General features: G+C 38.5%; 22 protein-coding genes. 13 read left to right on the top strand and 9 right to left on the bottom strand.

The genetic code is table 11. The annotated features are described in order from the left end of the window. Positions 1-172 precede the first annotated feature (172 nt). Entirely contained in the window at positions 173-910 is a 738-nt protein-coding gene (locus J0M15_13225) for a hypothetical protein (protein ID MBN8538010.1), read from the bottom strand. 17 nt (positions 911-927) lie between these two features. Next, positions 928-1,392 (bottom strand): CBS domain-containing protein, encoded by a 465-nt coding sequence (locus J0M15_13220; GenBank protein MBN8538009.1) that lies wholly within the window; start codon positions 1,390-1,392, stop codon positions 928-930. Positions 1,393-1,591: 199 nt separating this feature from the next. Here J0M15_13220 and J0M15_13215 point away from each other — a divergent pair, with 199 nt between their 5' ends. Both J0M15_13215 and tsaE read left to right on the top strand, forming a co-directional pair. Then, positions 1,592-2,944 carry a DEAD/DEAH box helicase gene (locus J0M15_13215; protein MBN8538008.1) on the top strand — a complete coding sequence of 451 codons (1,353 nt, stop codon included), beginning with the start codon at positions 1,592-1,594 and terminating at the stop codon, positions 2,942-2,944. A 23-nt stretch (positions 2,945-2,967) separates the two neighbouring features. Next, a complete protein-coding gene (tsaE, locus tag J0M15_13210) occupies positions 2,968-3,390 on the top strand; it encodes a tRNA (adenosine(37)-N6)-threonylcarbamoyltransferase complex ATPase subunit type 1 TsaE (GenBank protein ID MBN8538007.1) in 423 nt (140 codons plus the stop codon). Here tsaE and J0M15_13205 read toward each other — a convergent pair. Beyond that, on the bottom strand, positions 3,377-4,684 hold the full coding sequence (locus tag J0M15_13205; protein ID MBN8538006.1) for a hypothetical protein: 1,308 nt from the start codon (positions 4,682-4,684) through the stop codon (positions 3,377-3,379). The two genes, tsaE and J0M15_13205, sit on opposite strands and share 14 nt — an antisense overlap. A 144-nt stretch (positions 4,685-4,828) precedes the next feature. Here J0M15_13205 and J0M15_13200 point away from each other — a divergent pair, with 144 nt between their 5' ends. The 9 genes from J0M15_13200 (at position 4,829) to J0M15_13160 (ending at position 13,275) form a co-directional block, all read left to right on the top strand. After that, a complete protein-coding gene (locus tag J0M15_13200) occupies positions 4,829-6,058 on the top strand; it encodes a cysteine desulfurase (protein ID MBN8538005.1) in 1,230 nt (409 codons plus the stop codon). Then, positions 5,994-7,112 carry a tRNA 2-thiouridine(34) synthase MnmA gene (gene mnmA, locus J0M15_13195; GenBank protein ID MBN8538004.1) on the top strand — a complete coding sequence of 373 codons (1,119 nt, stop codon included), beginning with the start codon at positions 5,994-5,996 and terminating at the stop codon, positions 7,110-7,112. Before J0M15_13200 ends, mnmA begins: the two co-directional genes overlap by 65 nt. Continuing rightward, the gene (mtaB, locus tag J0M15_13190; protein MBN8538003.1) at positions 7,097-8,401 is read left to right on the top strand and encodes a tRNA (N(6)-L-threonylcarbamoyladenosine(37)-C(2))-methylthiotransferase MtaB; all 1,305 of its coding nucleotides are present in this window, start codon (positions 7,097-7,099) and stop codon (positions 8,399-8,401) included. Before mnmA ends, mtaB begins: the two co-directional genes overlap by 16 nt. Positions 8,402-8,438: 37 nt before the next feature. Beyond that, a complete protein-coding gene (gene rnc, locus J0M15_13185; protein MBN8538002.1) occupies positions 8,439-9,095 on the top strand; it encodes a ribonuclease III in 657 nt (218 codons plus the stop codon). Next, complete coding sequence (gene era / locus J0M15_13180) at positions 9,092-10,024, top strand: GTPase Era (protein ID MBN8538001.1); 933 nt, start codon at positions 9,092-9,094, stop codon at positions 10,022-10,024. Before rnc ends, era begins: the two co-directional genes overlap by 4 nt. Beyond that, positions 9,996-11,342, top strand: coding sequence for a ribosome biogenesis GTPase Der (gene der, locus J0M15_13175; GenBank protein ID MBN8538000.1), 1,347 nt, complete (start codon positions 9,996-9,998; stop codon positions 11,340-11,342). The genes era and der overlap by 29 nt, the downstream gene beginning before the upstream one ends. 94 nt (positions 11,343-11,436) lie before the next feature. Continuing rightward, complete coding sequence (locus tag J0M15_13170) at positions 11,437-11,817, top strand: response regulator (GenBank protein ID MBN8537999.1); 381 nt, start codon at positions 11,437-11,439, stop codon at positions 11,815-11,817. Between the two features lie 32 nt (positions 11,818-11,849). Further along, positions 11,850-12,323, top strand: a complete 474-nt coding sequence (locus tag J0M15_13165; GenBank protein ID MBN8537998.1) for a hypothetical protein — start codon at positions 11,850-11,852, stop codon at positions 12,321-12,323. A gap of 82 nt (positions 12,324-12,405) precedes the next feature. Continuing rightward, a complete protein-coding gene (locus J0M15_13160; protein MBN8537997.1) occupies positions 12,406-13,275 on the top strand; it encodes a LysR family transcriptional regulator in 870 nt (289 codons plus the stop codon). Between the two features lie 142 nt (positions 13,276-13,417). On the opposite strand, the gene J0M15_13155 is transcribed toward J0M15_13160, so the two are convergent. Further along, the gene (locus J0M15_13155; protein MBN8537996.1) at positions 13,418-16,675 is read right to left on the bottom strand and encodes a hypothetical protein; all 3,258 of its coding nucleotides are present in this window, start codon (positions 16,673-16,675) and stop codon (positions 13,418-13,420) included. A gap of 201 nt (positions 16,676-16,876) precedes the next feature. On the opposite strand from J0M15_13155, the gene J0M15_13150 reads away from it, so the two are divergent. Both J0M15_13150 and J0M15_13145 read left to right on the top strand, forming a co-directional pair. Next, positions 16,877-18,073 carry a hypothetical protein gene (locus J0M15_13150; GenBank protein ID MBN8537995.1) on the top strand — a complete coding sequence of 399 codons (1,197 nt, stop codon included), beginning with the start codon at positions 16,877-16,879 and terminating at the stop codon, positions 18,071-18,073. A gap of 246 nt (positions 18,074-18,319) precedes the next feature. Continuing rightward, on the top strand, positions 18,320-18,727 hold the full coding sequence (locus tag J0M15_13145) for a hypothetical protein (protein MBN8537994.1): 408 nt from the start codon (positions 18,320-18,322) through the stop codon (positions 18,725-18,727). A gap of 10 nt (positions 18,728-18,737) precedes the next feature. Here the strand turns inward: J0M15_13145 and J0M15_13140 are convergent, their stop codons facing one another. Genes J0M15_13140 through J0M15_13120 form a run of 5 tightly spaced genes read right to left on the bottom strand, consistent with a single transcriptional unit; the run spans position 18,738 to position 23,134 of the window. Continuing rightward, the gene (locus J0M15_13140) at positions 18,738-19,289 is read right to left on the bottom strand and encodes a hypothetical protein (GenBank protein MBN8537993.1); all 552 of its coding nucleotides are present in this window, start codon (positions 19,287-19,289) and stop codon (positions 18,738-18,740) included. 2 nt (positions 19,290-19,291) lie between these two features. Further along, positions 19,292-21,007, bottom strand: coding sequence for a hypothetical protein (locus J0M15_13135; protein ID MBN8537992.1), 1,716 nt, complete (start codon positions 21,005-21,007; stop codon positions 19,292-19,294). Continuing rightward, a complete protein-coding gene (locus J0M15_13130; GenBank protein ID MBN8537991.1) occupies positions 21,004-21,729 on the bottom strand; it encodes a hypothetical protein in 726 nt (241 codons plus the stop codon). Before J0M15_13130 ends, J0M15_13135 begins: the two co-directional genes overlap by 4 nt. Further along, the gene (locus tag J0M15_13125) at positions 21,729-22,511 is read right to left on the bottom strand and encodes a MotA/TolQ/ExbB proton channel family protein (protein MBN8537990.1); all 783 of its coding nucleotides are present in this window, start codon (positions 22,509-22,511) and stop codon (positions 21,729-21,731) included. Before J0M15_13125 ends, J0M15_13130 begins: the two co-directional genes overlap by 1 nt. Then, on the bottom strand, positions 22,511-23,134 hold the full coding sequence (locus J0M15_13120; protein ID MBN8537989.1) for a tetratricopeptide repeat protein: 624 nt from the start codon (positions 23,132-23,134) through the stop codon (positions 22,511-22,513). The genes J0M15_13125 and J0M15_13120 overlap by 1 nt, the downstream gene beginning before the upstream one ends. Between the last annotated feature and the right edge of the window lie 118 nt (positions 23,135-23,252).

Here is a 23,252-nt window from a genome sequence, read left to right as displayed (position 1 = left end):
TAAAAGGATGCGAATCCTATTTTGAGGGATACTTCGATCTAAAGTATTTTAAAAAACATAAAATGTGCAAACTGTAGAACCGTATTATCGAAAGAAAATGACCGCACGCTTTAATAAACCTGTGCTTCAAAACGATTTATTACTGAAACAATATTTGATCTCTTAAAGGCAGTTAAATTTTGTTATTAAAAATTTGTTCTTGGCTGAGGCCGGTAATGTGTTTGAGTTTATTTATAATAAAATACAATATTCCTAAAAGTGTCATCATCGAAGGGAGCATGATGATCAAAAAAGACCATTTGGTCATGTCAGCCATTTGCTCATTCAATACTTGGGCGCGTGTTTCTCCTAAGATATGGATGTCGATGGGCATAAATATCGTGTAGGCTAAGCCAAAATTTAAGATAGAGCTAAGAGCAAAAGACAATGAAAGTAATATAGTACCATTTCTGAGTAACTCTTCAAAATCATCCTCTTTTTTTAGAGTGGTGATGGAATGATAGATAAGCTCTAGATTTAGAATTTGCGGGTTTAAAAATAAAAGTTTAATAAAAGGTTTCTGGCTAAAGGCGGATATAAAAACAAAGGTTCCAATCAGAAGGGGAAACGCCGCCTCTTTGATGGCAAACCAAATTCCTTCAAGTTTAAGAAGCAGAAAGCCACCAGAAAAGACAATATGAATAAGTCCAAGTAAAGAAATAAAGTTGGTCTTCCTTTTTTTCCAATAGTCGTAGGTCCCATAGGCGAAGGGTAGGGAGAAGGCAAGAATCAGAGCAGGGGTTGGGCCCAAGAATTTCCCGCCCTTATTGAGAATAAAGATCGGCAGAAGAATATTGAAGAGAATATTTAAAAAGGGATTTTCTGCCTTTGTCGGCTCAACGACTTTGTTATTATTTTCAGTAGATTTCATAGGCATCGATTTCTGTCTTAAATTCCAGCTTGGTTAAGCATGTTTATGGATTGTTGGAAAAGAGGACTTGCCATGTACTGAGATAGAATCATTTCTGTTTTATGGCTTTCGGTAAGAACCTGAGACAGCAAAAGCAATAGGTCTTCTGAGGTCACGATGCCAATAATTTCTCCTTTTTGCGTAATCAAAAAAGCAGAAACCTTTGACTCAATCATGCTATGAACTATGGTCTTTACAGGGGTTTCAATATCATAGGTCTTAACGGGAGAGCTCATGAGGGAAGAAACGGTTTGGTTTTCTGAATGAGCGCGAAGAAGGTCTCGATCTGAAATCATTCCCAAGATGTATTCTCCGCCAGCGTCTTTGATAGGTAAATGCCGGAACCAGTTATTTTGCATTATTTTTTTTGCTTCGTGAACAGACATTTCTTGAGGAATACAAGTTAATTTTCTGGTAATTTGATTTTTCAGTAGAATTTTCATAAGACTCCCTTCAGTTTAGTTTCTTCTTTCTATCCCGCCTTGGCCTAGGATTTTATAGAAATGAGTATGAGTATTCTTTGTCAGGATTGTCATCATGTAAAGTGAATTTAATTCACTTAATGCGGTTAACATCATTTTTGTTAAAGTTTTTTGCTATAAAATAGATTTATTTCCAGAGCTGTGATAAGGATCTCTTCCTATGACCACAAAAATCGAAAATACAGATAAAAATATAGATAGAACAACAGATAGAACCGCAAATGAAAAAACAAGGAATTTTTCAGATTTAAATCTGGACCCCTTGTTATTAAAAGCAGTGAAAGAGCAGGGCTATGAGACTCCAACTCCCATTCAGGAGCAAGCCATTCCCTTTTTGCTTCAAGGCAAGGATTTACTTGGATGTGCCCAGACGGGCACAGGGAAAACAGCGGCCTTTGCTTTGCCCATTTTACAGCATTTACACGTGAACAAGGTCAAACTGGAACCCAAGCAGGTGAGAACATTAATCTTGAGCCCCACTCGAGAATTAGCCGTGCAGATACACGAGAGCTTTCTGAGTTATGGCAAACATCTGCGGCTCAAGTATGCGGTTGTCTTTGGCGGCGTTGGCCAGGGCCCGCAGGTTTCGTCCTTAGCCCATGGGGTTGATGTTTTAATTGCCACTCCTGGAAGGTTATTAGATTTACTGGGACAAAGATGTCTGTTTCTAAATAAAGTGGAAATTTTTGTTCTGGATGAAGCCGATCGGATGTTAGACATGGGATTTCTTCCTGATGTGAAACGCATATTGCCCATTCTATCAAAAAAACGACAAACTTTATTTTTTTCTGCTACCATGCCAAAGGACATCAAGGCCTTGGCTGATTCCATGTTGCAGGATCCAATTCATATAAAGGTAGCTCCCGTTTCATCCACTGTGGAGCTGATTCATCAGTCCGTGATGTACGTTGATAAAGCTAAGAAAAAAGATTTATTGATGCATTTGTTAGAGGATCATCAATTTCAAAAAGTGATCATTTTTACACGAACAAAGCATGGGGCGAATCGACTTTCAGATACTCTCATGAGCCTGCGAGTTAAGTCAGAGGCCATTCATGGAAACAAATCTCAAAATGCCAGACAAAGAGCCTTAGAAAACCTCAGATCAGGGAAGAATAGGGTCCTCGTCGCTACGGATATTGTTGCCAGGGGGATTGATATTGATAATATTTCCCATGTTATCAATTACGAGCTGCCTGCCGATTCAGAAAGTTATGTTCATCGAATTGGAAGGACAGCCAGGGCCGGTACTAAAGGCATCGCGATCTCTTTATGTGATTCCGAGGAAAGATCTTATTTGAGGGATATTGAAAAACTTATTGGTAAGGCCATTCCTTTGATTAAGGAGCAGCCTTTTCACTCACGGTATGTTGAAGATGCTAAAGTTCTTTCAAAAGGACAAGCGAAAGCCTTGATTGAGGGAAAAGGTCGAGGGGGCCGAAATGCAGGGAAACGGCCTTTTCAAAAAAATAGAAAGCCCACATCGGGTGGTCACCGAAGCAAACCATTTTAGTTTCATTGAGTGAGTCTCTCTATATGAACAGTCTTAAAGAAACTCTCGAATTATTAATTCCAGAAGTTCAAGAGAAAACCATCTTGGGTCTGATCGGAGACTTAGGGTTCGGTAAAACCACCTTGGTCAGCGAGTTGCTTGGTTCCTTTGGTTTGCAGATGACAAGTTCGCCCACTTTTTCTCTAATTAATCCTTATAGATTAGCTAATGGCCTTAAAGTCTATCATGTAGACCTATACAGGCTGAAAAATTTTGAAGAAATCGAGGCTTCAGGTTTTTGGGATTTATTTGCCGACGAGGAAGCTTTTTTTATTATAGAATGGATAGATCGATTGGATTTTCAAGAATTGCCTTTTAATTTTAAAAAAATAATTTTGACAATTTTCTTATCAAAGAATGATTCCTCTAAGGATCCGGTGAGGTCCTATCAACTTAACTGGCTTTAGGTTCCTTAGATTTTTTATTATAAAAATGGGTCATCTCATTGGTTAAAGATTCCATTTTTTTCAATGTGCTCCAGTTGTAAGAATTAGTTTCTCCAAGTCCCATCAGAAAACCTATGAGTTTATTATTGATGATTATCGGGCATAGGGTGATATTTCCAGGAACCTGCCCCAGATTCCAAAAGTCAAAAAACTTTTCATTTAGTTCATTTAAAACCACATAGCCATGATAGGACTTGATAGTTGAAGTGACAATTTTAAACACGCTGGGTTCAGAAAGAAGAATTCCATCGATGTTTTTGTTTCTTGGATTGATGGTGTCGGTCCAGGAAACAGGTATGGTAAAAGACTCCGAAGGGTCAATCGCAAACAAGATCATTTTATCGTATACTGATTTACCTTTATTGAAAATATCTTGAGAGTAGGTCTCAAAATCATGGGTATTTTGTTTTTTTAAAGAAGCCAAATAGGGCATGCCCTTCTTAAGATCATCTTGAATTTGAGAGGGAAGAACAACGTTTCTTGTCAGCGAGCTATCGGTAGCGATCGTCGTTACTGAGGTCCCGAGCTCTTTATGAACAAAGGATGTCGGTGAAATAGGAGCATTGGGTGCTTTGGGTATACTGGTTGCATTGAGAGAGTTGGGCATAGAAGGAATGGTGGGGATCGAGTTGATCGAAGGGATCGAGGGGGATAAATCCAAACCTTCAGGTGATTCTTCGGCCTCCGTATTTAAAATTAAATTGTTCTCATCACTGTCGGAGGATTCAAGGAGCTCAAAGCCTTCAGAAAGATCAATTTTTTCAGGCTCCACTGTTTGTAGATCCTTTTTAAGGATTTTTATAGGTGGCGCCGAGATATCTTTTATTTTTTCACGAGCCTGATTGGCTCCTTTTTCTGAATTAATATAGAACTGATATGTTTTTTCGATATTGGGTAAATCAGCAAGAACAAAAACAGGTCGCAGCGAATTGGGAAAAGAAAGAGGTATCTCTAGGCAAGCTACAAGAAGGTGCCCATCCCAGATGCTAAGTGGGACTATTTCGGGACTCCATTTGTATTCTGATTTCCAATCTTTCCAATTTGCGGTGGGGGGGAGCTGTGATTTGAAATAATCATCTTTGACATAGGGTAATTTAAAAAAGTTTTGTGCCCATTTCATGTACTCTTGGGATTGGATTTTCCCTGCGCTCAGAGCGTAACCTAAGGGAGAGTAGCCCGAGTGGCTTTGGTTATACTCAGATTCAAAATATGTTAATTTATGAGAAAAGGCTGCAAACCATTTTTGACTTTTCATGCTGAAGTCAGATCGGTTCTTTCATAGGAAACCTTAAAATTCTTTATTATTCAGGTCTTTTTACTTGTAAAAAATATGTTCAATAATTGGATATTTGGGTATCGCTTTGAATTATCTAAAAGCTGTGTTAAAAGTCCTGTTTCTATGAGCTTAAATTTACTTTGGTCCTATTTGGACCACAATGCAACAACTCCAGTGTGGGGTGAAATGATCCAAGAGATTCCTAAATGGCTAAATTCATTTGGAAATCCAAGCTCTATCCACCAATCCGGGAGGGCTCCTAAAAATATCATCCGTGAGGCTCGAAAAAGTATTGCTGAGTTCCTGGGGGTGTCTCCCCTTGAAATCATATTCAACTCAGGTGCGAGTGAGGGCAATAACACGGTTATCAAAGGGTTCTATGAATTACTCATTTCAGGGAGGATTCCTGCCGAACGGAATGAATTTATGTGTTCTCTTGTAGAGCATCCAAGTGTGATTAAATCCTACAAGTTTATAGAATCAAAGGGGCTTAAGGTTCATTGGATCCCGGTAAGTCAGAAGGGATCGATAGACCTAGCTTTTTTTAGAGAAAAGTTATCGTCGAAAATTGGTTTAGTGAGTGTCATGGGCGCTAATAATGAAACGGGAAATATTTTTCCGATAAAAAAAATGGCCCAGGAAACTCATGAGGTTGGAGCTTTTTTTCATTGCGATAGCGTGCAATTAATTGGAAAAACTCTGATTGAATTTTTGGATTTAAATGTCGATTATGCCACTTTCTCTGGACATAAATTCTATGCCCTCAAGGGAACAGGATTTTTGTATGTCAAAAAAAAATCTCCCTACCAGAATTTGATAGACGGTGGAGCTCAAGAGCGATCTCGAAGAGGGGGGACTGAAAACACCTTAGGGATTGCTTCTCTGGGGTATATGTTAAAAGTCATTTCAAGCAACCAAGTAAGAATAAAAGAAATCGAAAACTTAAGAAATCAATTAGAAGCGGCTATTTTAAACAGAATTGACGGAGTGAAAATCACTGGCATTGAAAACCCAAGACTGGTAAATACCTCTCATATGACTATTGAGGGCATCGACGGGGAAACCTTGCTTATGAATTTAGATCTAGAGGGTTTTCATGTTTCGACGGGAGCCGCCTGTAGTTCAGGAAATCCTGAGCCAAGCCCGGTCCTTTTAAATATGGGATTTACCAGAGATCAGGCGCAGTCAAGTTTGAGAGTCTCTTTGGGATGGGGCTCAAGTTATGAGGAAATAGAAAGATTTAGTTTAGCATTAGAAAAAATTATCAGCAGATTAAGAGAAATAAAACATGGACAAAAATATTTTAACGATCAAAAACAAACGAGTCTTAGTAGCTATGAGCGGGGGCGTTGATAGCTCCGTCGCTGCAGCTCTTTTGGTTGAGCAAGGTTATGAAGTTATCGGGGCAACCATGCAAGTTTGGGATTATTCCGCCTGTGAAATTCAAGGAGGAAATGAAATTCAGGAGGGGCATGGCACCTGCTGTTCCAGCCTAGATGTGGACGACGCTCGAAGTGTGGCCGATAAATTAAATATTCCCTTTTATGTTATTAACTGTGAAACCAAGTTTAAAGAGAAAGTGATTGATCCCTTTATTGCGGGTTATTTGTCTGGACAGACACCTTTGCCCTGTGTGAATTGCAATACGTATTTAAAATTCGATCATTTAATCCAAAAAATGAAAGAACTAGATTGTTCTTATTTGGCAACGGGACATTATGCCCAAATTGTGGAACGAAACGGTCAGTCCTTTATTCAAACCTCAGAAGATGATTGGAAAGATCAAACTTATTTTCTCTTTACGATCCAGCCAGAAATTATACCCCACTTGCTTTTTCCAGTGGGGGAATACAAAAAACCTCAAGTCAGAGACTTAGCAAAAAAATGGGGCTTAACCGTAGCGGCAAAAAAAGACTCTCAAGGAATCTGCTTTGTTGGGAACCAGGGTTATGATCATTTTATTGAATCCCAAGTGAGTGCGGAAAAATTAAATGCGAAAAAAGGACTCTTAAAACGGTACCCCTCGGGAGTAGTTATGGGAGAGCATCAAGGGATCCATCACTACACCTATGGACAAAGCAAAGGCATAGGGTTAAACCATCATGAAAAATTATTCGTGATCAAAGTGGATGCTGTCGATAATACCGTTTGGGTGGGCGATGAAGAATATCTTTTTGGCGATAAAGTGGAAATCAGAAAAATGCATTTACTTTCAGAACTGGAAGATAACAAAGAGTACTTAGTTAAAATCAGGTATCAGCATAAGGGTTCCTTGGCTAAGATAGTTAAGAATGCAGATGGTTACCAGGCTCAATTCCTTGAAAAGCAAAGGGCGATAACGCCGGGACAAGCCGCCGTCATTTATGATGAAAACAGGTTGATGGGTGGGGGATGGATACAAATTTAAATTTTCAATACCACACTTTTGGTTGCAAGGTGAATACCTACGATACAGGCTTGATACAAAAGAAAATGATTTTAAAAACCAATGGATATCCCGTTCATATATTAAACACCTGTGCTGTGACTCAAGAAGCTACCAAGCAAGCGGTTAAGTTGATTCGTAAGTTGAAGGCCAAGGATCCCATTTCAACTATTGTCGTCACTGGTTGCGCCGCTCAAGTCGACACTCAGCAGTTTGAGGCCATTCCAGCAGTGGACCTTGTGGTTGCCAATTCCCATAAACATGAGCTGCCAGAAATCATGAATTTATTCTTCAAAAAAGAAATTAAAAATAAAGTTTTTAAAGGGAATATCTTCAGAAAAGAGGATCTGGGAGTGGGTGGTGGAGAAGAAAAAGAACACACCCGGTCTTTTTTAAAAATACAAGATGGCTGCAATAGTTTTTGTTCCTATTGTATCATACCCTATGCTCGAGGGACTTCTCGTTCCTTGGCAGCATCGCATTTGGTTTCTAAAATAAATGAAATTCACAACCATGGTGTTTTAGAGGTGGTGTTAACCGGAGTTCATATTGGAGATTACTACGATGCCAAATCAAATTTAAATCTGGATGGGTTATTGTCAGAGATCTTAAAAAAAACTAAGATCCCTCGGATTCGACTCACTAGTCTGGAGCCCGTTGAGATAACTGAAGCCTTAATTGAAATTTTTAAAAGCCCACGAATTTGTCCTCACTTTCATATGAGCATTCAAAGTGCAAACACTGAAGTTTTAAAAGAAATGAAAAGAAATTACACTCAAAACGAAGTTAAAAACACCTTACTTAAAATTAAGGAATTCTTTCCTGAGTCTTTTGTTGGAATGGATGTGATCGTCGGTTTTCCAAACGAAAACAAGGAACGCTTTCAGGACACGTTTCAGGTGCTTAAGAACTTACCTTGGAACCGGCTGCATGTCTTTCCCTACTCCGAAAGAACGGGGACAAAGGCCGCAGTCATGACTGAAATCGTTCCTATGGCAGAAAGAAAGCAAAGGGCTGAAGCTCTGCGTGAGTTAAGTTATGAAAGATTGTTGGCCTCGGCCCATCAGCAAGTTCATAAGGAGAAAAAGGTTTTGATTATGAAGAACAAAGTAGGACTGAGTCCCGATTACTGGAACGTTCAAATTCCAGAAGCCAGTGAGTTTCTAGATTCCTGGGTTGGAGAAGAGGTAAAAGTTAAAATCATTGGTTTTGACGAGAAAAAAAACCAACAGGATGTTGTTTTGATCGGAGAACTGATTGAATCAGCATGAACGGGAGCAGCAGGAACAGGATCAGCTCGAGCATAAAATGGATTACAGCTTTAACGATAAGAGCCTTTTATCCTTGGCCCTCACACATAAAAGTTTTGCTGTCGAAACAAAGAAAAAAACTCAGCATAATGAGAAGCTCGAGTTTTTAGGCGATGCCGTTTTAGATTTTATCTTAAGTGAAGTCCTTTACCGGATGTTTCCCAATGATGACGAAGGGGTCTTATCGAAAAAAAGAGCCTCCTTGGTGAATGAGGAATCCCTGGCGCAATTAGCTTGTTCTATGGGCCTGGATAAATTTTTGAAACTAGGCAAAGGCGAGATGCAGGCCGGTGGTGAAAAAAACCCAAGACTTCAGGCCTCGGTACTGGAAGCCCTCACCGGGGCGATTTTTTTAGACGGTGGCTATGAGGCTGTTAAAAAGTTTTTGCTTACTTATTTTCAAGAAGAGTTAAGAAATTTGAATCTAGAGGTTCATTATGCTAAAGACTACAAAACAAGGCTTCAGGAAGTGATTCAGAAAACAAATAAAGCTCCTCCTCAGTATATTTTGGTTTCAGAGACGGGACTCTCCCATGAGAAGGAATTTTATGTGAAAGTGATTTTAGGGGACAAGACATTGGGTCATGGAAAAGGAAAGTCAAAAAAAGAAGCTGAACAAGTGGCGGCAGAAAAAGCCTTAAAGGAATTACAATGAAAAATTACAAAGCCGGTTTTATTGGACTTATCGGTGAACCTAATGCGGGAAAGTCAACCTTGATGAATTTTTTAGTTCAAGAAAAGGTATCTATTGTCACTTCGAAACCGCAAACAACAAGACGTCGCATTCACGGTATTTACACAGATAAATCGGGACAAATTGTTTTTGTCGATTCACCTGGGCTCATTCATGCCACCGCTGGGCTGAATGCCTTTTTGGCCTATGAAGCCCTGGAAGTTATCAGGGAGAGTGATGTTTTAATTGCCGTTTTAAGTGTGGACACGCAAAAAAAAGAAACCATTGAAGAGATCTTGTCTTTAATTACAAAAAGTAAAAAACCTTGGTTTGTTGTGATTACGAAAACGGATTTGAGTGAAAAATCCCATCGGGTCTTAATCATGAAAGATTTATTACAATCCTATGGAGTCAGGGTATTTACCCTCTCCTTGAAAGAATCTGAACTAGAGGAATATAAATCAGAACGACCTTTGATCCTCGAACACGGAATTTCACTTTTACCAAGCTCTGAAAAACCACTTTATGAAGAAGATGAGTACACTACCGAGTCGGTACGGCAGTTAGCTTGTGAGATTGTCAGGGAAAAATGTTTTGAGTTTTGTCATCAAGAAATTCCCTATAACATGGCTGTTCGATCTATTCTCTATGATGAGCATTCAAAAAAAGTCCCTCACGTTTCCCTTGAAATTGTTGTTGCTAAAGAAAATCATAAGGGTATGGTGATTGGAAAAGGCGGCGAAAATCTTAAAAAAATTGGTTCCGAAGCGCGAAAGTCGATTGAAAAAATACTCAATGAAAAAATATTTTTGGATTTGAAAGTATCCTATCGGGAAAATTGGTTCAAAAACGATCACATAATGAAAGAATTAGGTTATTTCCATGAAAAACGTAGAACTCCTCACAAATGATATTCCGAAGGTGGCCATTGTCGGTAGGCCTAATGTTGGAAAATCCACGCTCTTTAATATTTTAACCGATTCTAGAAAGTCGATCGTTAAAAATCAACCAGGAGTGACTCGAGATTTAGTTATTGAGCCTGTTGAGATTTGGGGTAAAACCTTTGATCTGATTGATACGGGAGGGGTAACTGAAGCTCAGGATTTATTTTCAAAATTAATTAAAGAACAAGTTACCGAATTTTTAGAAACAACGGATTTGATCATTGCCGTCATGGACGGAAGATCGGGACTGGTTCCCGAGGATCGGGACATCTTAAAGCTCGTAAAAAAATCGGGAAAAGACTGCCTCATCGTCGTGAATAAAGTAGACAAGGTTCTTGAAGACGAAACGGCAAAAGCTGATTTTTATGAATTTGGTCAGGATCTTGTCAGTTGTTCCTTTGAACAAAGAAAAGGAATTGCGGAAATTTTAGAATGGATCACTCAAAGAATTCCAGAAAAAATAATTACAAAGGATAGGGGTATCACTTTTTCCATTGTTGGAAAACCCAATGTGGGAAAAAGTTCCCTCTGCAATGCGATTTTGGGAATGCCAAGAATGATGGTCAGTGCGGTTGCGGGAACAACCATCGATTCCATTGATTCCCAATTTGAGTATAAGGAGAAACTGTATACTTTAGTTGATACGGCAGGCTTACGAAGGCCCTCCAAAAGAGAAGATCATGTCGAGATCATTAGCGCCTTTAAATCCCATGAAGCGATTCGAAGATCACAAATTGTGCTTTTAGTCATTGATGCCTTAGAGGGACCAACGGAGCAAGATGCCAAGATCTTAAATTCCATTCTTGAGGATCATCGGGGTGCGATAATTGTGGCCAATAAGTCTGATTTGGCTAAAAAAGAAAGTGCAGATTATAAGGAAATCTTTTTAGAAAAAATCAAAAGAGAGTTTCATTTTTTTACTGACGTGCGAGTCGTTTTTACCTCAGCAAAAAACAAAAATGGTTTGGAAGATTTGTTAAGAGAAATTGAAGTGGTTGAGGGCTTGATTAGTTTTAGAGTCTCAACAAGGGACCTGAATGATTTCTTTTTTTCGGCGATCCGAAGAGCTCCATCTCCCGTTTATGGGAATTCAAATGTTAAGTTTTTTTATTTGACCCAGACCTATCAAAAGCCACCGGCCTTTATTGCCTTCGCAAATCATCCGGACGGAGTGACGGTAGGGTACCGACGGTTTTTAATTAATCAAATCAAAGAACATTATAAACTCCATGGAATACCCATTCGCATATTTTGTATGAAATCAAGACAGAGGGATGGATCTTAGCGCCTTTTAAAAAAGTCTAGTATTTTTTTTATTCCCATTAAATTATTCTCAATAATACCGATTGGAAGTTATATAATCCACTGGTGGGAGAGTTATGGCATATAAGATCTTAATTGTTGAAGATGAAGAGGAATTAAGAGAATTAATTTTTCTCCAATTAGAAGAAGCAGATCGAGAGTTTTTATTCGCTGCCAATGGGGAAGAAGCAATGAAAATTCTTGAAAATAATAAAATTGATTTTTTGATCACAGATTTAGCCATGCCTAAAATGAATGGTTTTGAACTTCTGAGATCCATTAAAAAAAGTAACTGGGTTTTTCCAACCCTCGTATTGACGGGCCATGCAGATAGCTTGGTCGCGAATCAACTCAGACCCTATGGAGTAGGACATTTTTTAAATAAGCCTTGGAGAAAAGATGAACTGATGGAAATTGTCAGCTCCACTTTAACCAAAAAAGATAAGCTAACGGGTTGACATAGCCTTGAATAAGGTCAAAAATTCTTCCTATGAATCTGTCGTCTTTTTGTTCGCAATGTCAGAAGCCGAAAGCAACTCTTTCCTGTGAAACTTGTTCCGAGGTTCTTTGTAAGAGTTGCGCCGAGTTTATCCCTGAAAATGCTTTTCCACTTCTGACCAAGCGTCCGGTTGAAATTGCTCATTCCACCTATTGTACTGCTTGCTATTCAAATTATGTCCTTCCTTTTATCGAAAAATATAAAGAAATTGAAAGCCGAGCCAAAGACATTAAAGTTTTTGATAAGACTCAAGGTAAAGAAACTCGGTTAATTAAAAAAACTGAAGATCCTTTAACCGTAGACGATTGCAGTGAATACCAAGAGGCACTCATGAAATTAGCCTACTTGGCCGCTGAAAAAAATTTTAATACCCTTGTCGACGTCGATATCAAATCTAAAAAAATCCGCATCGATTCTTATCAAACTTCTCTTTTTTTTGGATCAGGAATTCCAGCAAAAACATAAATCTAGATCCTAACTAGATTTAGATCATAAAATAAGTAATAAAATAAAATGAGTTGTGTAATAAAAAGACTTGAGGTGTGAAATGATTCAATGGGATGACTATAGGTATTTTTTGGCGCTTTATCGAAGTAAAACTCTTAAGGCTTCCGCTCGCGAGCTAAAGGTGGACCAAGCAACAGTGGGAAGAAGAATACTAAGTCTAGAGGAAGAGATAGGAACTCAGTTATTTGAGAAACGGTCCGACGGGTACTTTGTGACCCTGGCAGGTGAAAGAATATTGCCGACCTTGCAGGCCTCAGAGGAGGGGATTCTTGCGGTGGAAAGAATTATCGCAGGTCAAGATGAGCGTGTTCAGGGAATCGTTAAAATAGCCATGCCCGGGGCCCTGGCAAATCATTGGTTAATTCCCAAGCTTCGACCCTTTATTCAAAAACACAGACAAATTGAGTTTGAATTTTTGACAGGGGCCGAGGTGGTTAATCTCTCTCGAAGAGAAGCTGACTTAGCCATTCGGCTTGTCAGACCACAGCAAAGTGACCTGATTGTTAAAAAAATTGGAGAGATTGAATTGGCTATTTATGGCCATGCTTCATTATTTACCCCTAAGAGAAAACCAACAACAAGAGGGGAACTGAAAAATTTCCCTTTTATTGGACTTTTTCCCAACGCCTCAAGTGATCTTGAAAAGCAAATATTAAAAAAAATAGAATCATCTATCCAGTGTACGATTCGATCTTCAGCCTGGAGCTCTGTTTTTTATTCAATACAAGCTGGATTAGGAATTGGAATTTTACCCGGGTTTGTGGCTGCGAGGGATTCTCAACTTGTCCAGCTCCAGATTGAGGATCCAGTTCGTGCTCCCTTATGGTTGGTGGCTCATCCTGATATTGTAAATAGCGCAAGAGTCCGTGCTGTCATAGATTATTTAGTAGAACTATTTAGGAAGGAATAACTAATAATCTTTTTTTATTTTACAAACTCATTATTTTACATAATTCACTAAGCAGGAATTTGAATTATAGCTAAGATTTTTTGAATTTTGTGATTTATTTCGTTGATACTTATCGGTATAAAAAGGGACGATAATTGTCATTTTAATAGAGTCCCTTACATCTTTTTGATGTGGTAGACAGATTATTCATGATGACGGGGATCGTTCCAAGACCTAAACCACCGCCAAGAGATCCATTATTTGTAAAGCTACTAGTAAAAATATAGCTTCCATTATCTGAACAGGCGACATTGCCTCCTCCTGGAGGATCAGATATTCCTGTCCAGAATTTAAAAGTACTTCCAGATGTGACTTCGACAAACCCAATGGAATTATTGGCACTAGAAGTTGAAACAAATGAGTTATCCAAAAAATCAATGATGTCTGTGTTATTATTCCCTGTACTCTTCATGGTGGCCTGAGCACTAGATCCCTGACTCAAAATATTTGTCCTCACAGAAATACTTAAATCATTAGCAGCTCCACTAAAAAAAGACATAAGTCCATTGTTGGTAGCTCCTGATTCTGCCTCAACGAGGTTGTTTTCAAAAATTCCATTGATTATTTTATTAGTAAATGACACTACAGATTTTGCGGCGGATCCTGGCATTTTCATTATAAATTTTGAATTAACAATTTCAATTCCTGATCCAGAAGTCGCTGCTGAATTGTCCCATTTTAAGGCTTCTCCCCCTGTAGTCATAATTTCTGTATTCAGAATTTTAATATTTTGACCATTGATTGAAGCCGAATTCATGATATTGATTCCAAAATCACTAGCAGTTTCAATTTTTAAGTTTTCAATCGTAACATTATTAACTCCCACTAAAGATATTCCTGAATTATAACTTCCAGACGTTTTTATTTTAGAATTTTTTAGTTTAATAGTTACATTGGGACTGCTATTCGAAATGCTGATCATGCTTGTCGTTGTAGAGATTCCCATATCGTCAATATCAATATTATTAAACTCGGCCGTTACTGAAGAACCTGGAGTAGGATTCGAAATTGATATCCTAGAAGAATCTGTCACACCTCTAAATTTAAGATTGGCGACATAAAAGCTACTACTTGGGAAATTTGTTGAACCATGCAAAAACAACACGAGAGTGCTATTGACGCTATTGGCGTCAATGATAGAAGTCCCAGATGAATGACCAATAATGCCGACTCGGGATGAGGTGTTTAATGTCAAGGCGACAGAACTCCTGGCATGGTTGGAGTTTTCAGGAAGACACAAAACCCCAGAATTATGTGTGTTTAGACTTTCTATAGTTTCATTAACGCTAGCAATGCTTCCACAGTTAACCACTTTGAATCCATTCCCATACAATTTGTCGCCGGATATGGTCAGTTCTCTGTGGCCCGACATTCCACTATCCGTATAATTAAATTGAATAATTCTTGAAGTCCCTGAGCTTGCATCTGAGCTAGCCCATTTGTATTTATAAGGAATGGTCGATGTATCTAGTTCTGAAGGGCTGCAATTAACAAAGCTAGATCCATCATAGCATTTTACTGAATCCAGATGATCGTAATCCCCTTGCAGTTCAACTAATTTATAAGTATTTGGAGTTCCTCCATCGTCATTAAATTCATGAGAGCCAACGACAGTGGCTCCATGAAAGTGAGGTGGAACGGCGCTCAGAAACCAAGGATCCATCGGATCAAATACATCAAACATGGAAATACTTGGAAGTTGAGAAGGTATGTCTTTTATTCGTATCGATCCAAAATGAAACTCCATGGGTATCTGTCCAGAGGTCAATAGAGCCTCTGGAAGCGCATTCGCTTTAAAACCAATGTTGAGTTCCGAACCTCCTGCAACTAAGGGGATGGAACCGATAGGCGCCCCACTGCAGTCACTCAGAGTGTAGAAGCTCCCTGCACCTTGAGGGACATTAAAGTAGAGGTTCATTAAATTTTTAGCACTAGCGGCACCACCGTCAAAATTAACCAGGCGAATCGTAATCGCATTGCATTCCCCTCGAACTATAGCATTGTCCCTTGCGTAAACAGTCATGGCATCGACATGATTATGATAAGCACTTGTTTCAACAATGAATGGGGAAACAACATAATTAACTCCAGCTGCTGATGCCGTCATATAATCTTGCAAATCTATAGCTGTCGAGGGTGAATATATTTTTAGGTAAAATTGCTGACTTTCTGTTGCCGTTGCCATATGAACCGTCGTGCCTGTCAAACAATCATTTGAAGCACGAAGGTAAAAACTGGCATTATCAGACAAGGCAAAATTGATTCCTCCAGAAGGGGCCATGAGAGACCCTCCTTCAAAGAGTTCACTTTTAAGTTGATAACGACTGCAAAGATTCACTGGAAGCTTGTCTGATCCAAAAAAAGTTATTTTCGGATATCCAAAATCAACCACTTGGCTCACACTTTGCAATGTTTGGCTATTACCAGTAATTGTCCACCCAGTTAAAGGAACATCGTTAAGAACACTCGTCGATTTGAAATAATATCCAGCTGCGCTTCGATAGGCCCCTACAGGAATCGATAAGCTCGTGACGGGACTACTGCATCCTGAGTCCGAATAGAACTGACCTGCGACAAAACTGGAAACGTCAATTGAAAGAGGGGCAAATGAGGGTTCCACCCATGGCTGCCCATTTTGATATAAAGAAGGCGTCACTAAATAGCACTGTCCAATGGTTCCCAACTCTTTGTTGGTCATAGAATCCCAACGTCCCAGACCTTCAAATCGGAGGTAGGGTTCATTACTACCGTCTCCGGGAGTCTCACCAGGATCTTCTGCGTCATCACCTTCCTCATCGGGAAGGTCAGGCCCAGAACACTTTGAAAAACCATTTGCTGAATTGAAAGTCATGGCAATGGGAATTTCAATTGTTTTTGCAGCTTCAAGAAAAACATTATCAGCAGTTCCTAAAAGATAAGGCTTACTTGATTCCTGTTTGCTAGGAAAACCTTGAGTCTTAAAATCTCTACAAATCTCTTTAGATTTTACACTCATTCCCACGAGATGGATCACTCTGCTATTTCCAGAAGGAACTTCAAATGAGATTTCAGAACCAGGATTGTAACCACCAAAATAAAGCCCAAATTTGACAGTTTTTGAAGGAATTCCAAGAGCTAAATCACCTTTAGTAGGACAGATATTTTTTTGCAAATCCTCTTCGGGACCCGAGATAAAAACCATATAACAGTTCATGTCAGACAGGCTCGTTGGATCGCCGGATAGGCTCAGTTTATCGCTGTGACTAGAGGAAAACTCTGGCATCTTAATCAGAATTTTAGAATTGAGATTGGCGCCCAGCCGCGTACATGAAATCGACAAGACCGTTGTTAGGAAAAATAAAAATTTGAATAAATTTTTCATGCCCGACCTATCGGTAAATAGTGAGATCTTATTAATAGTTAAATCATAATAAAAAAATAAATTTTAGTCTCTTTATGAGAATCATTTTGTATCAAATAAGAACTTAGAACTGAAACCTGCTGCCATCGGCTTATTTCTTCAAAATTGATGATGACAATTCAGTATCGAATTTGTAGTTTGTAATCAAACTTAGGAGGAACAATGAGTTTTATTAAAACAATCCTCATATTGGTTCTGTTTTCACACTTTTCTTGGTCTCAAAATCTAGATATGAATGATGTCACTATTTTACTTCCGGTTCCTAAACCTGGTGAAGAAAATCTATTGATTAAAACATTAGATGTGACTCGAACTGGGGAGCTATTGTTTCCTGCCGAACAGTTATTTGTCGGATTCGAGTTAGATGTTCAAGAGCGGAGAACAAGATCACATCAAACTGATGACTTTCGTGTGATTGGCATTCGCCTAGATCATTTTATCAGACAATTGTATATTAATCTTGTTTGGCAAAAACCTGAGAACGGCAGAATTACGAAGCTCGCTTCAATTCACTCTACCCATACCATTTTTGATTTACCTATTTTCTTAAGTAAACTAGAAGAGCTCAATCATAAAAATCGTCGCAGGTTCCCGCAAGGTCGATTGCCTTTACAAGTCAATCCTACGATAAAAGCCGAAGGGTTTAATGGTCCTTACTTTCAAGAATTAAAAAAAATAGTCTTGTCCCATATCGGCCCTGCATTTAAAGTGACTTTTCGATCTTCCCGTCATAGTGACGGCATGAGTGGCTTTGCAGGGTGGGAACTGCCAATTCATTTAAATCAGCCGTCAGTCAATCAGTTCGCGATGATTCCTGAATACCAACCAGGTCAGGAACCTTTTAATAACTGGCAAACCTATTTACCATTCACTTATCTCGAAGTTAAAAATAGGCTTTATTCCAACATTAAGACTGTCGGAGGTTTTCCTCCCTTTGCGACTAAGAACTTTCAACCGCTGATTGAAGATGTGGATGTTTCTAACACTCTTTCTGAACGTGAAATTTTAGAAATGATTGGTCGTGTTTATATGGTAGAAAATCCAAGAATTATTCCAGGACTTGTTCAAACAGAGTGCTTGAGTTGTCATTTTGCTCAACAAGTTAGAATAGTGACATCTAGAATACGTCCTCATTTGCCCTTTGAAAAATTTGCTGATCGTATGGTATTTAGTTCAACTCAGTATAACACGCAAAATTTGAATCCTGTTCAAAGTAGCAATTTCACAATCGCCCTCGGATATGCTTTAAATACACCTATGTGGAGTCAAAGAGTCATCAATGAAACCGCTGACACTCTTGAAACGATCTATGGAAACAGAGGGGTGCTGACTTCAGTGCGAACTCGTGGCGCCCATTAATGAAATTAACCAAATTAATTCTTTACACAAGTTACTTTTTTAGGATCACAAAAAGAGATGAGGGTTCTGTCGTGACATTTGCTGATGACCTCTTTACGAGCATCTTCAAAGCCATTTGTTTGTTGCAAAATGGGACATGATCTTAGTCTAAAATGAATTAAACTAACTTGAGGAAAATGATTTTAGATAAAAGTTTTTTGATTAAACCAATGCAACTTTGAACCGAAGAGGTGAGCAGAGGTGATTATGCCATTAAAAGTTGCGATCTTTGAGGACGATATTGAAATTGCAGACTTATTAAAAGAAATGATGGAGAGTAGGGAATACACGGCCGCAAGTTATTACAACTTTAAGGATAAATCATGGATAGACTCTGATGTTGTATTAGGTGACTTTAGGAATAATATTATCCCCTTTCTGACTCTTAAACAGGAATGTTTGAAAAATGGAATTCCCCTCATTGCCATTTCGGGTGCAGAGACAACTCATACCCCTCAATTGTTAAAACCATTTTCCATTGAGGATTTGCAAATGATCATACAAGAAACTCTAATAGAATATCAGAAAAATAATTCAAATAAGAAAACTGAAAAAACAAATAAAACTGAGAAGAAGGAGAGCTCCTTTTTCTCTTTTCTAAAAAAAGGCAGCTAAAATAGATTGTTTATAAATGGAATGTGAGTCCTGAGAAAATGTCCATTTCATTTGATATAGCGTTATCAGGACCACCTAAGGGGAGATATCTAAACTCCACCTTGATAGACGTGTTGCTCTTCCAATAGATTTCGAGTCCAAAACCAAATCCAAAACCTGCATAGGAAGATTGAATAGATTGATATTGTCTTTGATGGAAACTGGCACTTAAGTAAGGCTTATAAATTTCATAGCTTTTATAACTGGTAGATTCACTTTGTGCTTCTATGACATTGGCAGTAGAAAATGGAAAATAGGCAAATCCAATATCTGGTCCAAATCCAAAATCACCTGTAAAAGTTTTCGAAGCGATTAAGGAATAACCTATGGAAAGTTCCGTGTTAGATGCAAAAGCATATCGATAATTCAGCTGGTAAGATCCTATATTGGAAACATTTCCTTTTTTTTCTTTGGTGGTCGCCTCCAAAGAAAAAAAACCAAATAAAAGATCTACTTTTGACTTAGTTAAGCCAGACTCAAAAATAAATAAAAATATAAAAAGTGCTTTTAAATAAAGTTTCATATTTAAGCCGCTTTCGACCCTTCCTTGTCATCATCCAGTGAAAAATTCAATAAGGCCTGCTCGGCTTCATATTGGGCGTGTATCGTATGAACCGATTTTCCAATCAATTCACGAAGTTCACCAATTCTTACTTTAGAAGGAGGCTTCATATCGTAGCTTTTTAAAAGCTCGAAATACCTAAATTTTTGCTTATCAGTCATCCGCTTTTCTACTTCTCTTCTTTCGGGTCTTCCTACATTGAACATCACTAAGGCCCATTCCTCTATTCGATGCAAGGGTACGATCTTTTCATACTCTGGAGCGCTCAGTTCAAAAATTCTATAAAAGGGGGGGCGAATGGACCACAATAACGAGCTATCACCCGCAGCGAGGTAAATTTCCTTCTCGGCAATAGGATCTGAATTTTTCAAGAAAATAAGCAACTCTTTTTCATTTTTATAGGTTTCAATTACAGAAAGATCTCTGAAGGGTAAAATTTTAATCGCTTTTTCTGTAAACTCAGAAATTTTTTCTGCTGGCAACCGCTTGGCACTAAAAGAGGGATCAAGTAACTGTCCCCAAGCACCAGGAAATACTTCTCGTGCGGCCTCAATAGCAAAAGACTTAGGTAAAAAGCCTAGGATATTAAAAGCATCTGCCGAAGAAAGACCCGTAAAAAAATCTTTCTTCTTTACACTTAGTCTCCAAACGCAAATCAAAAGTAATTGCCATTCTTTGTTAAACTCATTCCTTGGATTCTTTATGCATTTGTTTAAAATTTCAATTGATACAGAGGAAACGTCTGAGGGATCGATCATTGCCTCCATCCATTTATCACCATAACTATAGCTGAACAGAGTTTTTCTCATCTCGATGGGAAACTCTCCAAGAAGGGCTCCCAAATCACTTGGATTTTCTTCAGCAGCCTTTTGAAAAACGATCATATCTTCAAGGCTAGGAAAATGGGAATGACTTAACAAAATCTTTAGACCACCAGCAATGATTTCTCTGTTCTTGATAGGGTCTTGCAACCTTAAATCCGCACTTCCAAAAAGGTTCCCCTTGGACGACTCTTGACTGGGGCTGGAACTCGAAGCGGCAACAGGAGCTGACACCATTCCTCCGCCCTTTCCATTAGAGCCTGATTCTTGAATGGCAGCTGTGAGCTTTTTGACAGATGACCAAATAATTAAAAAGAGCCCTGTTAAAATGATAACCAAACTTGTTGTTCCAAATCCAAACCAATCCCATCTAAAGTTTTTATTATTGTCACCCTGGTTATTCCAGGACCTCTTGTTAACTTCAACGGTATCTCTTGCTTCTAAAAGTCCTAAACTATAGATGACTGAGGATTTCAACTCTGCAATTTCATCATCAGATAATTGGTTTGGTACAGACATATTGACGTGAATTTTTTTAACTCGATTGACCAAAGACATCAAAGAAAATGAAGGATCGTCCCATTCGTCAATAATTTCTTCTTCAGAGATTTCAAAATAGGGCAATCTTTCTTTATTTTTCACTCCAGCTTCTTTTCTTTCTCGCATCATGGGGTCTATTCTCACATTGACTAAAAAAGGCTTGTCAGGGAATCGTCCCTTCAAAACTTCTAAGGCTTCTCTAGAGAGAGTTTTTTCAAGATCTAACACTCTTGGATGTTTGGTCGTTTGAGCCAGTAGACTCTGACTAAGAGAAAGAAAAATCCAAACAAAGAATAGAGAGAAAATATTTTTTTTCATTTTTCGGCCTCCGGCTCAATAACCAAAACAACTTTTCTAGCGAGATCCAGTTCCATGGTTGGAAATCTTTTTTCTTTAGGAACCTCTTCAAGCTCCCTTGCCGTGATCATGAGTTCACCATAACCACCGGTTTTTATTCTATTCAAGGGGATGCCTGCTTTTTGTAAAACTCTCATCGTCGCCACTGATCTCAGCGCCGTGAGTTCTAAATTGTCAGAAAATTTTAATAGTTTAGAATTTCTGACTTGTTTGTTATCAGCAAAAGCACGGATACTTAGGGTGTAATTGCCAGCGTAAGGTTCGTAAACTTTCACGAAATTTACAAGTGCTGCAATTCCCGCTTTCGTCAGATCTATTTTTCCTGAATCAAAAAATGAGATTTGAGGAAATTCAATTAAAATGTGATTTCCTTTATCATGGGCAACTCCATCCCATTTTTTTAGAATTTCTTTGTCAATTCCTTCTTCCTTCTTATTACCAACACTCACTTTGTTTGAATTTCCAAGTTCTGAATTGCTTTTTGATTTTGTTTTTAAGGATTCAATGAGAGAGACTTTTAACTCTAATCTTTGTTTCGTGCCTTGTTTAGGATCCGTGGAGAAGAAGATGATGAAAAATGTCAACAACAAGGTAACCATATCCCCGTAACTTACGGCCCAGCTACCCTCTGTATCTAATTCTTCGTGTTCTTCGAACCTCGTTCGTCCTAAAAGTTTTTCCATTAAGCGGCACCTGGTTCTGTGCTTTCAAATAGGTTGACCCTTTGATCTGGAGGAACATAGGAATTCAAGAGTTCAACCGATTCTAACAATGATGACTTTTCTGCAAGTAATTGAATTGTAGAGATAGCAATTTCTCCAAAGCCTTCTTCATGGCTGATATTTTTAAGTATTAATTCTCCAGCTGGGTTTAAAACCAAATTTGATACAATAAGTCCATACATTGTAGCCACAAGAGCTAAGGCCATTTCCATTGCTGTTTGTTTTCCATCGATTCCGTTGGACACACCTTTCATTACATTGACAAGCCCAAGTACCGTTCCCATGAGTCCAAAAGCGGGAGGGTATTTAGCTAAACTTCGTATGGCATTTGCCATTTTCTTTCTTCTTTTAGATGAATGATGTAATCGTTCTTGAAGAATCAAGTGTATTTTTGAAGGTTCAATATTTAGCTGGATCATCTCGAGGCCATCTTTTAATATTTGTTGGTACAAGTAAATAACAGAGCCCTCATAATTGACGGGTGTTCTTTTTAAAACATCAATGCAATCATTTAATACTAATTTAAAATTTGATTTGTCACCCTTAAGTAAATCTTTAAGACCATGGACGACATCTTTTTTAATATCCCAAGGAATAAGAACAACAGCCACAGATGTTGTTCCACCAAAAACAATAAACAGAGCCACCAAATCAAAGTAGCTTGTCACACTCTGATTCAAGTGAATAATTGCAGAAATAAAGGCCGTTAGTGCTATAAGTAGACCAATTGGAAAGAGACTCATCAGATGCCTCCATTCGATGCTGGTGACCTCAGATCAGATCTGATACTTTCAATTTTTTGGATCATTCTGTTGGTGTCCACGTTGTTAGGATTTAAATCGAGAGCTCTTTTATAATATCCGTGGGCTTTGGAGAGGTCTTTTTTCAAATAAAAGACATTGCCCAGTAGTTCATAAACGGTGGATACCGAGGGAAATTGAGTCTGAAGATTGACAAGATTTTTCTCTGCTAAATCATATTCTTTGTTTTTAATATGATCGACGATTTGAGCTATTGAAGAACTTATTTTTTGCAAGTTATCATCACTCTGGCCCACTTTTTTAGCTGCGGTGATTTCTTTGAGTTTAACTTGCACCGCAGAGGAGCGCGGAAAAATGGACGCTGGGGCAAGAATGTTTTCACTTAAAAAGCCTTCTTTAACAAGTGATATTTGAAAGGACTCGTTTCCTGAATTAACTTGGGACTCTTGAACAACCAAAGGAGTGATCCCAATTTTACGCGGCATTTGCCCGTTGACTGAAATAAATATTTCAGCACCTTCCGGCAAGCTTTCAACCTTGATAGTTCCACTGGAACATGAATTCATTGCAATTAAAACCCACAAATAAAAAAAACATTTTTTCATTTTTTCCTCATTTGAGACATCGGTGTGGGTGTTGGAGTTCATTATGCAACTAAAGTCTAGAAATGATATATCTGAATAAAAATCATTTCATTAAAGTCGAATGCCCAATCTTCCGAGA

It is taken from the genome of Deltaproteobacteria bacterium, assembly GCA_017302835.1.
Taxonomy (GTDB): Bacteria; Bdellovibrionota; Bdellovibrionia; order Bdellovibrionales; family Bdellovibrionaceae; genus UBA2316.
The sequence above is the reverse complement of the archived record's forward strand: the minus strand, read 5'-3'. Positions and strand labels throughout refer to the sequence as shown.